General features: G+C 75.3%; 8 protein-coding genes. 3 read left to right on the top strand and 5 right to left on the bottom strand.

Features of this window, described 5'->3' with window-relative positions:
• Positions 1-117: 117 nt before the first annotated feature.
• Positions 118-1,824 (bottom strand): DUF885 domain-containing protein, encoded by a 1,707-nt coding sequence (locus ACFVHB_RS05055; RefSeq protein WP_380315260.1) that lies wholly within the window; start codon positions 1,822-1,824, stop codon positions 118-120.
• Between the two features lie 273 nt (positions 1,825-2,097).
• On the opposite strand from ACFVHB_RS05055, the gene ACFVHB_RS05050 reads away from it, so the two are divergent.
• The gene (locus ACFVHB_RS05050; RefSeq protein WP_380315257.1) at positions 2,098-2,838 is read left to right on the top strand and encodes a TetR/AcrR family transcriptional regulator; all 741 of its coding nucleotides are present in this window, start codon (positions 2,098-2,100) and stop codon (positions 2,836-2,838) included.
• A gap of 107 nt (positions 2,839-2,945) precedes the next feature.
• On the opposite strand, the gene ACFVHB_RS05045 is transcribed toward ACFVHB_RS05050, so the two are convergent.
• A complete protein-coding gene (locus ACFVHB_RS05045) occupies positions 2,946-3,797 on the bottom strand; it encodes a fumarylacetoacetate hydrolase family protein (protein WP_380315254.1) in 852 nt (283 codons plus the stop codon).
• Positions 3,798-4,081: 284 nt separating this feature from the next.
• Between ACFVHB_RS05045 and ACFVHB_RS05040 the strand changes: the two genes are divergently transcribed.
• Positions 4,082-4,801, top strand: a complete 720-nt coding sequence (locus tag ACFVHB_RS05040) for an MBL fold metallo-hydrolase (RefSeq protein WP_380315251.1) — start codon at positions 4,082-4,084, stop codon at positions 4,799-4,801.
• Here the strand turns inward: ACFVHB_RS05040 and ACFVHB_RS05035 are convergent.
• Together ACFVHB_RS05035 and ACFVHB_RS05030 are read right to left on the bottom strand one after the other, a co-directional pair.
• Positions 4,772-5,956, bottom strand: coding sequence for a serine/threonine-protein kinase (locus ACFVHB_RS05035; RefSeq protein ID WP_380315248.1), 1,185 nt, complete (start codon positions 5,954-5,956; stop codon positions 4,772-4,774). The two genes, ACFVHB_RS05040 and ACFVHB_RS05035, sit on opposite strands and share 30 nt — an antisense overlap.
• Before the next feature lie 183 nt (positions 5,957-6,139).
• The gene (locus ACFVHB_RS05030; RefSeq protein ID WP_380315246.1) at positions 6,140-8,029 is read right to left on the bottom strand and encodes a protein kinase; all 1,890 of its coding nucleotides are present in this window, start codon (positions 8,027-8,029) and stop codon (positions 6,140-6,142) included.
• A gap of 207 nt (positions 8,030-8,236) precedes the next feature.
• On the opposite strand from ACFVHB_RS05030, the gene ACFVHB_RS05025 reads away from it, so the two are divergent.
• Positions 8,237-10,519: an FdhF/YdeP family oxidoreductase gene (locus ACFVHB_RS05025; RefSeq protein WP_380315243.1), complete on the top strand. Its 2,283-nt coding sequence runs from the start codon at positions 8,237-8,239 to the stop codon at positions 10,517-10,519.
• Between the two features lie 63 nt (positions 10,520-10,582).
• Here ACFVHB_RS05025 and ACFVHB_RS05020 read toward each other — a convergent pair whose 3' ends face one another.
• Entirely contained in the window at positions 10,583-12,199 is a 1,617-nt protein-coding gene (locus ACFVHB_RS05020; RefSeq protein ID WP_380315241.1) for an NlpC/P60 family protein, read from the bottom strand.
• Positions 12,200-12,265: the final 66 nt, after the last annotated feature.

Here is a 12,265-nt window from a genome sequence, read left to right as displayed (position 1 = left end):
ATTGGGACCAAAGAACCAGGATCCCGGGACCGCGGGACCAGGACCGCGACGGAAAGCGACGGCGGGCCCCCAGGCGTCCAGGACACCCGGGGGCCCGCCGTCGCGCGGCCGGCACCGCTACAGCGCGGCCAGCTCCGCGACCAGGTCGTCCAGGCCCAGCGAGCCCTGGGACAGCGCCGCCATGTGCCAGGCCTTGAGGTCGAACGCCTCGCCGCGCGCCTCGTGCGCCGCCCGGGCCGCCGCCCGGCCGCGCAGCCAGGCGCGCTCGCCCAGCTTGTAGCCGATCGCCTGGCCGGGCATGCCCAGGTAACGGACCAGCTCGCTGTCCAGGAACTCGGTCGAGAGGCCGCAGTACAGGCCGAAGAACTCGCGGGCGGAGTCCGGCAGGACGGTCTCGCCCGGCTTGTACGGCGAGTCCGCGGGGAACTCCAGGCCGACGTGCATGCCGATGTCGACGATCACCCGCAGTGCGCGCATCATCTGGGCGTTGAGGTAGCCGAGCCGGTGGCCGGGGTCGGTGAGGTAACCCAGCTCGTCCATCAGGCGCTCCGCGTACAGCGCCCAGCCCTCCAGGTTGGCGCTGACCCCGCCGATGCTGACCTGGTAGGTGGAGAGCCGGTCGGCGACGTAGTTCCACTGCGCGAGCTGGAGGTGGTGGCCGGGGACGCCCTCGTGGTACCAGGTGGAGACGAGGTCCCAGACCGGGAAGCTCTGCCGGTCGAGGGTCGGCAGCCAGGTCCGCCCCGGGCGGCTGAAGTCCAGCGACGGCGCGGTGTAGTACGGCGCGGCGGCGCTGCCGGGCGGGGCGATCATCGACTCGACCCGGGTGACGGGCTCGGCCAGGTCGAAGTGGGTGCCCTGCAGGTCGTTGATCGCCTGGTCCATCAGGCCCTGGAGGTACTCACGGGTGGCCTCGGCGCCCCGGATGGCCGGGCCGTCGCTCTCCAGCCACTTCATCGCCTCCATCGGGGTCGCGCCGGGGAGCACCTTCTCGGCCTCCGCCCTCATCTGGGCGAGCAGGTCGTGGAACTCCTCCCAGGCCCAGCCGTACGCCTCGTCGAGGTCGAGGTCGGCGCCGGTCCAGTAGCGGACCCAGCGGCCGTAGCGCTCGCGCCCGGTGGTGTCGGGGGCGTCGGCGGCGGCCGCGGCGTACTCGTCGGCCAGCCACTCGCGCAGCCGGCCCAGCGCGTCGGAGGCGGCGAGGGCGAGCTCGCCCAGGCCCGGGCGCAGCGACTCGGGGGCCTGCTGGACGAACTCGCCGAACCAGCCGCCGGGGTGCTCGCCCTCGGCCCACTCCTCCAGCTGCCCGACCATGGTGGTGACCTGGCGGGGGCCGGAGAGCAGGCCGCGCCGGATGCCCTCGGTGAGCGTCTCGCGGTACTGGTCGAGCGCGGCGGGGACCCGGGCCAGCCGGCGGCCGGCCTGCTCCCACTGCTGCTCGGTCTCGGTGGGCATCAGGATGAAGACGTCACGCAGGTTGTGCACCGGGGAGCCCAGGTTGCGGATCGCCCGGAAGCCCTCCCCCGCCTCGTGGACGGCGAGTTCGGCGGTGAGCCGCTCGCGCAGCAGCCGGGCGCAGCGGCGCTCGGCCTCGTCCTCGGCCGCACCGGCCTCCTCCGCCGCGACGAGCCGGGCGAGGGTCTGCCGGGCCAGCTCGGCGATCGCCTCGTTGCCTGCCGGGGAGAGGTCGGGCAGCCGGTCGTCCTCGGGGTTGAGCCCCAGGTACACCGCGGTCAGCGGGTCCAGCGAAGCGAGCGCCCGCACGTAGGCGTCCGCGATACGGCGCGGGGTGGTGCCGTCGGAGCTGATCAGTTCTTCAACCATTCGGACATCATTTCGTGGCGGGAGCCGATTGCAAGCCCCTCCCCCCTGGCATGGACCGGCCAGATCGGCCCGGCGCCCCGCGCACCGGCGGGCGGGCACGGCGTCCGTCCCCGGCTCGCCCGGCGTCCGTCCCGGGCGGGTGCCCGCTCCCCGGGCCGGTCCGCCGGGGAACCTGTCACCCGACCGGGTGAACGGGTGGGGCGCGGACCGCCGGGCGAGAAGTGCCCCGCAGGCCAGGGGCGGAACGCCGGGACGGCCATTACGCTGACCGCCATGGACGCCAGCTCAGCCTCAGCCCCCACCACCCCCGAGGCCCGCCCGCGCCGCGCCGGATACCGGCGGCTGCCCGTGCAGCAGCGCCGGGAGCAGCTGATCGCGGTGGCCCTGGAGCTGTTCGCCGCCCGGGCCCCCGAGGAGGTGGGCCTGGACGACGTGGCGGAGGCCGCCGGGGCGTCCCGGCCGCTGGTGTACCGCTACTTCGCGGGCGGCAAGCAGCAGTTGTACGAGGCCGCGCTGCGCAGTGCGGCCGAGGAGCTGACCAGCCGGTTCACCGTGCCGCTGGCCGGTACCCCGACCGCACAGCTGGCCGCCGTGCTGGACAGCTACTTCGCCTTCGTGGCCGAGCACGACGCCGGCTACGCGGCGCTGCTGCGCGGCGGTTCGGTGGTGGAGACGGCGGGCACCTCGGCGATCGTGGACGAGGTGCGGCGGGCGGCGCTCAAGCGGACGCTGCGTCACCTGGGTGTGCGGGAGCCCGGGCCCCGGCTGACGCTGCTGGTCCGCTCGTGGATCGCGGTGGTCGAGGGCGCCTCGCTGACCTGGCTGGACGAGGGCCGGACGGTTCCGGTGGCCGAGCTGCGGGACTGGCTGGTGGACCAGTTCGTGGCGATGGCGGCGGCCACGGCGCTCGGCGACCCGCAGACCGCGGAGGTGCTGGCCGGTCTGCTGGCCCTGGAGGGCCCGGACGACTCGCGGGTGGCCCGGCTGCGCGCGCTGCTGGAGCCGCCCGCCTGACGGCGCGGCCGCGCCCCTTCGGCCGGTCGGCGCCCCCAGCCCCCGTGCCCGGGGCCGGGGCCGGTGACCGTTCCGGGGCAGGCCCCGGGGGTCACCGACGGTGCGCGTCACGCCTTGCCGAGCACCTGGCGCTGGCGGCCGAGCCCGTCGATCTCGATCTCGACGATGTCCCCCGGGGTGAGGAACGGGGTCCCCGGGCGACCCAGGGTGACCCCGGCCGGGGTGCCGGTGACGATCACGTCGCCCGGCTCCAGCACCATGAACTGGCTGGCGTACCGGACGATCTCCAGCACCGGGAAGATCATCTGCGCGGTGGAGCCGTCCTGCCGCAGCTCGCCGTTGACCCAGAGGCGCAGCGGCAGCCGCTGCGGGTCCGCCACCTCGTCCGCGGTGACCAGCCAGGGCCCGAGCGGGGTGAAGGTCTCCGCCGACTTGCCCTTGTCCCACTGGCCTCCGCGCTCGAACTGGAAGGCGCGCTCGGTGACGTCGTTGGCGATGGTGTACCCGGCGATCACCTCCGCCGCCGCCCGGTGGTCCTCCAGGTAGCGGCCGGTGCGGCCGATCACGATCGCCAGCTCGGCCTCGTAGTCGGTCTTCTCGCCGCCGCGCGGCACCAGCACCTCGTCGTACGGGCCGACCACGGTGGAGCTGGGCTTGAGGAAGATCACCGGCTCGTCCGGGATCGGCGCCCCGGCCTCGGCGGCGTGGTCGCGGTAGTTGAGCCCGATGCCGACCACCTTGCCGGGCCGGGCCACCGGCGCGCCCACCCGCTGCCCCGTGAGGTCGGCCTCCGGCAGCAGGCCGGCGGCCACGTCCCGGGCCAGCGCGACCGGGTCGAGCCCGGCGAGGAAGGCGCCGTCGATGTCCCGGGCCCGCCCGGAGAGGTCGTACGCGGTGCCGTCCTGGCCCAGCACGACCGGACGCTCGGCGCCCGGCGGTCCGACACGGAGGAGCTTCATCTGAGCGTCACCACCAGTTTCTTCGCAGCTGGCCGGGGCGGCCGCACACCGCACCCGGACTCTTGCTTGCGAGGTATATCAACGCCTCCCACCTGCGAACCAGGGTGTCCCCGTGGGCGAATTCCTATCAATTCCCACAAGCGGCGACGGCCCCGAATCGGGTGCCCGTACGGTTGACAGCCCCCGGCGCACACCCCGGCCCGGGCTCCGCCGTGGGCGAACGGCCTCATGCCCAGGGCGAACACGCGTGCGGGCGGGCAGGCCCGGCGCACAGGATCACGGGCATGGAGCTCACGCGGGTGCGGCCCGAGTTGTACATGATCACACTGGACTTCGGCACCGCCTACCTCTGGCGGGACGAGAACGACGGGAACGGGGGCGGGGAGGCCCTCACCCTGGTCGACACCGGCATCGCCGGGTCGGCCGACGCCATCGAGGCGGCGATCCGCCGGGCCGGGTCGGACCCGGCGGCGCTGCGCCGGATCGTGCTGACCCACCACCACGAGGACCACACCGGCTCGGCCGCCGAGCTGGCGGAGCGCTGGGGCGCCGAGGTGGTGGCGCACCGGCTGGAGGCCCCGGTGGTCCGGGGCGAGCAGGCACCGGTGCCGCCGGTGCTGAGCCCCTTCGAGGAGGAGATCCGGGCCGGGCTGCCGCCGCTCCCTCCGGCCCCGCCCTGCCCGGTGGACCGGGAGGTCGAGGACGGCGAGGTGCTCGACTTCGGCGGTGGCGCGGTGGTGGTGCACGTGCCGGGGCACACCGACGGCAGTGTCGCCGTCCACCTGCCCGCGCCCGGCGTGCTCTTCACCGGGGACGCCGTCGCCAACGTCGGGGGGCAGACCATGATGGGCGTCTTCAACACCGACCCGGCGCGCGCCGCCGAGGCCCTTCGCCGGCTGGCCGCGCTGCCGGTGGAGACGGCGGTGTTCGGCCACGGCGAGCCGATCGCCACCGGCGCCTCGGCGGCCCTGCGGTCAGCCGTCCAGAAGCTGCCGCAGGGTTAGCGGGCGGTCCCGGCCGGGGCCGCTGCGGTCGCGCTCGCGCCGCCAGCGGTCCAGGTCGCGCAGCGCGTCGGCGCGGGCGTCCGGCTCGTCGGCGAGCGCCTGCTCCAGCTCGCCCAGCAGCGCGACGGCGGCGCCCGGGCTGCCGTCACGGGCCAGCCAGAGGGCCAGGTCGTGGCAGGTGCGCAGGGTGCGGAGGTCGTCCGGGCCGCAGGTCCGGGCGAGTTGCGGGACCAACCGGGTGAGGATCTTGACGGCCTCCCCCGGCCGGCCCTCCACCCCGTACTGCCAGGCCTGGTCGGCCCGCCGGCGCAGCGCCTCCGCGCTGGGCTCCTCCACGCCGACCTTGATCTCGCGCAGCCGGCGGCGGACCTCGGCGGCGTCGGCGGGCCGGTCGGCCGGGTTCTTGGCGAGCAGTTGGCGGACCAGGACGGCCAGCGCCGGGTCGGGGGTGCGGATCGGCGGCGGCGGGTCGTTCAGGTGCTGGTACATCAGGGTGACCGGCGTCCCGGCATTGAACGGCCGCTGCCCGGTGCAGAGTTGGAAGAGCACCACGCCGAGCGCGTACAGGTCGGCGCGGCCGTCGATCGGGGCGCCGGACCAGCACTCGGGGGCCAGGTAGGGCGGGGTGCCGATGACCACGCCGGTGGAGGTGAGCCCGCCGGACTGGGTGAGCAGCCGGGCGATGCCGAAGTCCAGCACCTTGGCCTCGCCGCTGTCGGCGATCATGATGTTCTCCGGCTTGATGTCCCGGTGCACCACGCCCGAGCGGTGCGCCGCGTCCAGCGCCTTGCAGACCTGCCGGATCCACTTCAGCGAGAGCGCCAGGTCCGGGGTGCCCTCCCTGAGCACCGCGGACAGCGGCCGGCCGGGCACGAGTTCCATCACCAGGTAGTGGGTGGACCAGGCACCCCGCTGCACCCGGCCGTAGTCGTGCAGGGTGACGATGTGCGGGTTGGAGAGGCTGCCGGCGGTCCTCGCCTCCCGCACGAACCGCTCGACCGCCTCCTCGTCGCTCGCCTTCTCCTCGGAGAGCAGCTTCACCGCGACCGGCCGCCCGATGTTGCCGTCGTACGCCGCCCAGACCACGCCGAAACCGCCCGCGCCGAGCTCGCGGTCCAGCCGGTAGCGGCCGTCCAGCACCTCCCCAGCCCTCATGTCTCCCCCTACCCCCAAGTCCACCGGATCTGACCGGTGTTCACCGTGACCGGGACACGATAGCGGCGGGGGAGAACGGCTGGGTGAACGGCCGAGCAAGGGCCGGAGGCCGCCGCCGGCGGGCCGGTCACCGCGTCACGGCGTCACGGCGTCACCGTGTCACGACGTCACGACGTCACGACGTCACGGCCCGAAGATCTCCTCCACCAGGTCCTCGGCCGTGACGTGGTCCGGCGCGGAGAGGATCCAGTCCCCGACCCCCTTGATGCCGGTGCCGCGCTCCAGCGCGGTCAGGCAGGCGTCGGCCTCCTGGTCCGAGGCGAAGTCCCAGGCCAACAGGCGCCGGACGAGCGCCAGTGCCTCGGCCTGGCCGATCCGCACCTTCCGCGCGGCGCGGGAGCGGCGGGCCGGCTGGGCCAGCCGCTGCTGGTAGGCGGACAGGTCGTGCCAGGCCTGCACGGTGGTCGGGTGCTGTTCGCCGAGCGCCCGGGCGAGGTCCGGCAGCAGGGTGCGCAGCTGCAGCACGGCGCCGTCCAGGTCGCCCCGGTTGGCCGCGTACACCGCCAGGTCGTGCCGCGCCTTGAGCACTCGCGCGTCGTGCCCGCCCCAGGCGGCGTGCAGGTCCGGCAGCAGCTGGGTGAGCCGGCGGATCGCGCTGACCGTCTCGCCGCTCTCCCCGATGCACCAGGTCAGGTGGTACCGGGCGGCGAGGGTGTCGGGGTCGGTCTGGCCCAGGGCCAGCCGCATGTCCTCGACCACCGTGGTGAGCAGCCGGATCGCGCCGTCGAGGTCGCCGGCCCGGCTCAGGTACCAGGTGAAGTCCCGCCAGGCGTTGAGGGTGTCCCGGTCGGTGGCGCCGAGCGCGACCACGGAGTCCCGGGCGACCGCCTGGAGCTGGATCGCGGACTCGCCGGCGGTGGCCGCCCGGTGGGCGGCGGTCCGGCGCTCGCGCAGCGCGGCCCGGACGGCCTCGTTCGCCGCGGGCGGGGCGGTGACCGGCGGGGTGGTGAGCGGCGACAGCACGGGCGGGTGCGCCGGCCGCGGCGCGTCGGCGGGCGGCGCGGCGAGCGCCGAGGCCGGCGGCCCGGCGGGTACCGGCGGGGCCGTGGGGGTGGGGGCGGCCGACGCCGGGGCGACCGGCACCGGAGGGGCCGACGGCGGAGCGGCGGGCGGGGGCGGCAGCGGGCGGTCCAGCACCGTCGGGGTCGCGGCCGCCGGCGGTACGGCCGGAGCCGCCTCCGCCCGCCGCTCCGCCAGGGCCGCCAGCCGCCGCTCCACGGCGCGGGCGTCGGCCGGCCGGTCCGCCGGGTCCTTGGCCAGCAGCTCGGCGACCAGCGCGGCCACCCCCGCGGGCAGCCCGAACGGTGCCGGATCCAGCGCCGGCGGCGGCTCGTTGAGGTGCTGGTACATCAGCACCGGCGTCGAGTCCCCGCCGAACGGCCGCGCCCCGGTGCAGAGTTCGAGCAGGACGCAGCCGAACGCGTAGAGGTCCGCCCGGCCGTCCACCCGGCCGCCGGTCCAGCGCTCCGGCGCCATGTACGCCGGGCTGCCGACGATCGTCCCGGTGGTGGTCAACCCGCCCGCGCCGACGTCCAGCTGGGCGATGCCGAAGTCCAGCACCTTGAGCGTGCCGGCCTCGGTGACCATGATGTTGTCGGGCTTGATGTCGCGGTGCACCATGCCCGCGTCGTGGGCGGCGGCCAGCGCGGAGCAGATCTCGCGCCCCCAGCGCAGGCTCTGCTCCGGGTCGGGCAGGCCGGCCCGGAGCACGGCGGTCAGGGTGCGGCCGCTGAGCAGCTCCATCACCAGGTAGGTCACCTGCCGGCCGCCGAGCTCGCCCTCCCCGAGGTCGTGCACGGTGACGATGTGCGGGTGCGAGAGGTTCCCGGCCGCACAGGCCTCCCGGACGAACCGGAGCGCGGCCTTCTGCTGGTCCTCGCCGTGGTGGCTGATGACCTTGACCGCCACCTGCCGCCGCATCCGGGTGTCCAGGGCCCGCCAGACCACGCCGAAGCCGCCCTGGCCGAGCCGCTCCATCAGCTCGTACCGGCCGTCCAGCACGTCGCCGACCATCACCCGCCCCACCCCCGCCTCTCGAAACCGCCCCACTCTATCGACGCCCCGGGCCGCCCCTCCGCGCCGTCCCGGAGCCCTGCCGAAGACGGGTGCCCCTGCCGAGGACCGGCACCCCTGCCGTCGACGGGCGCCCGGGTGCGAGGATGGCTGCAGGCCCCCGCGACGGCGCGGCGGCCGGACGAGCAAAAGCCGAGGAGCCCAGTCATGGCCAAGCAGGCCCCGCAGAGCGACCCGGCGCAGGACGCCCCCGAGGTGTCGGCGCCCCAGCACGCGGCCGCCGGGCTGCCCGCGGTCGGCCACAGCCTGCGGATGGCCACCGAGCAGATGGGCCTGCGCCGCACCGCCGCCACCCTGCTCAAGGTCAACCAGCCCGACGGCTTCGACTGCCCGGGCTGCGCCTGGCCCGAGCCGGGGAAGACGCACACCGCCGAGTTCTGCGAGAACGGCGCCAAGGCCGTCGCCGAGGAGGCCACCGAGCGCCGGATCCGCGCCGAGTTCTTCGCCGCCCACCCGGTCGCCGAGCTCGCCGAACGCTCGGGCTACTGGCTGGGCCAGCAGGGCCGTCTCACCCAGCCGATGCTGCTGGACGAGGGCGCCACCCACTACTCCCCGGTCTCCTGGGACGACGCCTTCGCGCTCATCGCCGAGGAGCTGCGCGCGCTGGACACCCCGGACGGCGCCGCCTTCTACACCTCCGGCCGGACCAGCAACGAGGCCGCCTTCGCCTACCAGCTGTTCGCCCGCCGGCTGGGCACCAACAACCTGCCGGACTGCTCCAACATGTGCCACGAGTCGTCCGGCTCGGCGCTGACCGAGACGCTGGGCGTCGGCAAGGGCAGCGTCAGCCTGAAGGACCTCTACCAGGCCGACCTGATCATCGTGGCCGGCCAGAACCCGGGCACCAACCACCCGCGGATGCTCTCCGCGCTGGAGCGGGCCAAGCGCGCGGGCGCCACCATCGTCAGCGTCAACCCGCTGCCGGAGGCCGGCCTGGAACGGTTCAAGAACCCCCAGCAGGCCCGCGGCCTGATCGGCCACGGCACCAAGCTGACCGACCTCTTCCTGCAGATCCGGCTCGGCGGCGACCTCGCCCTGTTCCGCGCCCTCAACCAGCTGATCCTGGAGAAGGACGCCGTCGACCACGCCTTCGTCGCGGAGCACTGCCACGGCTTCGAGGAGTTCGCCGCCGAGGCCCGGCGGACCGACCGCGAGGAGGTGCTCGCCGCCACCGGCCTGCCCTGGGCGCAGATCGAGGAGCTGGCCCGGCTGGTGTTCGCCTCGAAGAAGGTCATCGTCTGCTGGGCGATGGGCCTCACCCAGCACAAGCACGCCGTGCCGACCATCCGCGAGGTGGTCAACTTCCTGCTGCTGCGCGGCAACGTCGGCCGCCCCGGTGCCGGGGTGTGCCCGGTGCGCGGCCACAGCAACGTGCAGGGCGACCGGACGATGGGCATCTTCGAGCGCCCGTCGAAGGCCTTCCTGGACGCGCTGGGCGGCGAGTTCGGCTTCGAGCCGCCGCGCGCGCACGGCTACGACTCGGTGGACACCATCCGCGCGATGCGCGACGGGCGGGTCAAGGTGTTCTTCGCGATGGGCGGCAACTTCGTCGCGGCCACCCCGGACACCGAGGTCACCGAGGCGGCGATCCGCCGCTGCCGGCTGACCGTCCACGTCTCCACCAAGCTCAACCGCTCGCACGTGGTGACCGGCGCCCGCGCGCTGATCCTGCCCACCCTCGGCCGCACCGACCGCGACGTCACCGCCCGCGGCGCGCAGTTCGTCTCCGTCGAGGACTCGATGGGCCAGGTGCACTCCTCGCGCGGCGGCCTGCGTCCGCCCGCGCCGGGCCTGCTCTCCGAGGTGGCGATCGTCTGCCGGCTGGCCCGCGCCGCGCTCGGCCCGCAGGACGGCGTCCCGTGGGAGGAGTTCGCCGCCGACTACGACACCCTGCGGGACCGGATCGCCCGGGTGGTGCCGGGCTTCGCCGACTTCAACGAGAAGGTCCGCCGGCCGGGCGGCTTCACCCTGCCGCACGGCCCGCGCGACTCGCGGACCTTCCCGACCGCGACCGGCAAGGCCAACTTCACGGTCAACCCGCTCACCGCGCCCGAGGTCCCGGAAGGCCGTCTGCTGCTGCAGACGCTCCGCTCGCACGACCAGTACAACACCACGATCTACGGCCTGGACGACCGCTACCGGGGCATCACCGGCGGCCGCCGGGTGGTGCTGGTGAACCCGGCCGACGCCGCCGAACTGGGCCTGGCCGAGGGGGCGTACGTCGACCTGGTGAGCGAGTGGAAGGACGGCTTGGAGCGCCGCGCCCCGCACTTCAAGGTGGTGCACTACCCGGTGGCCCGCGGCGGCGCGGCCGCGTACTACCCGGAGACCAACGTGCTGGTGCCGCTGGACTCCACCGCCGACATCAGCAACACCCCGACCTCCAAGGCCGTGGTGGTCCGCTTCGAACCGGACACCGGCGCGCACTGACCCGTGCCCGAGGGACGGTGGGGCCCGGTGGCCCACCGCCCCTCGGGCGTTTCCCGGTACGGGTCAGCGCTGCGCGGCCGACGGGGTCGCCGAGGTGGTGCCCGGGGCGGAGGCGCTGGCGGAGCCGGTCCCGGTGGCCGTGGCGGTGGAGGCCGGCGAGCCGCTCCCGGTCGTCGGGGTGCCCGGAGTGGTGGGCGTGCCCGTCCCGGTCGGCGTGCCGGTGCCGGTCGGCGTCCCCGTCGGGGTGCCGGTCGGCGTACCGGTGGGCGTGCCGGTCGGCGTCCCCGTCGGCGTACCGGTCGGGGTGCCCGTCGGCGTACCGGTGGGGGTGCCCGTGGGCGTGGTGGACGGCGTCCCCGGGTCGGTCGGCGTCGGCGTGCCGGGCGCGGGCGTCCCGGGCGTGGGCGTGGCCGGTGCCGGCGTGCCGGGCGCGGGCGTCACCGGCACCTGGTTGGCCGGGCTCGGCGCGATCGGGGTGACGGTGTCCCAGCCGGCCGGGAGGTCCGGCACCTTCCAGGCGCCGCCCGCCTCGTCGGCCGCGGTCTCCGGGTCGGGCCGGACGGCGCCGAGGATCGGCATCGAACCGATCGGCGAGACCTTGATCACGGCACCCGGCCGCGGCGCCTGGACGACCAGCCCGCCGCCGATGTACAGCGCGACGTGGGTCGCGCCCTCGAAGTAGATGACCAGGTCGCCGGGGCGCAGCTGGTTCAGCGCGATGCGCTGGAGCTGGGCCCACTGCTCCTGGCTGGTGCGCGGGATCGGCTTGCCGGCGTGCAGCCAGGCCTGCGAGGTGAGGCCGGAGCAGTCGAAGACGTCCGGGCCGGCCCCGCCCCACACGTACGGCTTGCCGAGCTGCGCCAGCGCGTAGGCGACGGCGGCGCGGCCGGCCAGCGAGGGGGTGCGCTCGCCCTTGCCGAGCGCGCCGGAGGCGAGGAAGGCCAGCTGGGCCTCGTCGGCCTTGGCCTTCTCCAACTGCTCCAGCTCGGCGCGCTGGGCGCCGGTGAGCGAGGAGACCAGCTGCTCGACCGAGGCGAGGTCGGCGGCGACCTTCGCCTTGGCGGCGTCCTGCTGGGCGACCAGCGCCTGGGCGTTCCTGAGCGCCTCCTCGTTCTGCTTCTGCAGCCCGGTGAGCGCGTCGCGGTCGGACTTCAGCCGGTCGAGGAACTCGGACTGGGAGCGGCTCGCGGTGGCGAGCAGCTCGGCGATGGTCACCGCCTCGTAGGGGTCCTTGGAGAGCAGCAGCTCGGCGTAGGCGGAGGCGGCGCCGTTGCGGTACTGGGCCGCGGCGAGCTGGGCGGCGATGTCGGTGCCGGCGTCGACCAGCTTCTGCTGGCGCTCCAGCCGGTCCTTGAGGTCGGCGAGCGCGGTCTGCTGCTCGGTCACGCTGGCGACGGCGGCGTTGTACTGCTCGGTGGCGGCCTCGGCGCCCTTGTACAGCTCGTGCAGCCGGTCGAGCAGCGGGCCGAGGGTGGCCTTGGCCTCGGCGAGCGGGTCGGCGCCGGGAGCGACGGCGGGGGCGGTGACGCCGGGGGTGCCCGGGTCGGGCGCGGCGTAGGCGGCCTGGGCCGCGAACGGCAGCGCGAGCGCGGCGACCGCGAGGGCGGCCCCGCACCGCAGGGCGGCCCGCACCCATGGCCGCACTCCGGCCGACTCCGTGCGCTGCGCTGCCCCGCCCATGGGTGTTCCTCCCCGCCCCGTGCTGCCCCGGGACGCCCGGAGCCGGGCCGATCCTCCCACGGGTTA

The sequence above is a fragment of the Kitasatospora sp. NPDC127111 genome (assembly GCF_042677465.1).
In the GTDB taxonomy this organism is placed as follows: Bacteria; Actinomycetota; Actinomycetes; order Streptomycetales; family Streptomycetaceae; genus Kitasatospora.
The sequence above is the reverse complement of the archived record's forward strand: the minus strand, read 5'-3'. Positions and strand labels throughout refer to the sequence as shown.

What these genes read in the sequence shown, in the direction of transcription:
- ACFVHB_RS05050 (WP_380315257.1), top strand. Translation starts at nt 2,098, where the DNA reads ATGGACGCCAGCTCAGCCTCAGCCCCCACCACCCCCGAGGCCCGCCCG.
- ACFVHB_RS05030 (WP_380315246.1), bottom strand. Translation starts at nt 8,029, where the DNA reads ATGGTCGGCGACGTGCTGGACGGCCGGTACGAGCTGATGGAGCGGCTC.
- ACFVHB_RS05055 (WP_380315260.1), bottom strand. Translation starts at nt 1,824, where the DNA reads ATGGTTGAAGAACTGATCAGCTCCGACGGCACCACCCCGCGCCGTATC.
- ACFVHB_RS05025 (WP_380315243.1), top strand. Translation starts at nt 8,237, where the DNA reads ATGGCCAAGCAGGCCCCGCAGAGCGACCCGGCGCAGGACGCCCCCGAG.
- ACFVHB_RS05020 (WP_380315241.1), bottom strand. Translation starts at nt 12,199, where the DNA reads ATGGGCGGGGCAGCGCAGCGCACGGAGTCGGCCGGAGTGCGGCCATGG.
- ACFVHB_RS05035 (WP_380315248.1), bottom strand. Translation starts at nt 5,956, where the DNA reads ATGAGGGCTGGGGAGGTGCTGGACGGCCGCTACCGGCTGGACCGCGAG.
- ACFVHB_RS05045 (WP_380315254.1), bottom strand. Translation starts at nt 3,797, where the DNA reads ATGAAGCTCCTCCGTGTCGGACCGCCGGGCGCCGAGCGTCCGGTCGTG.
- ACFVHB_RS05040 (WP_380315251.1), top strand. Translation starts at nt 4,082, where the DNA reads ATGGAGCTCACGCGGGTGCGGCCCGAGTTGTACATGATCACACTGGAC.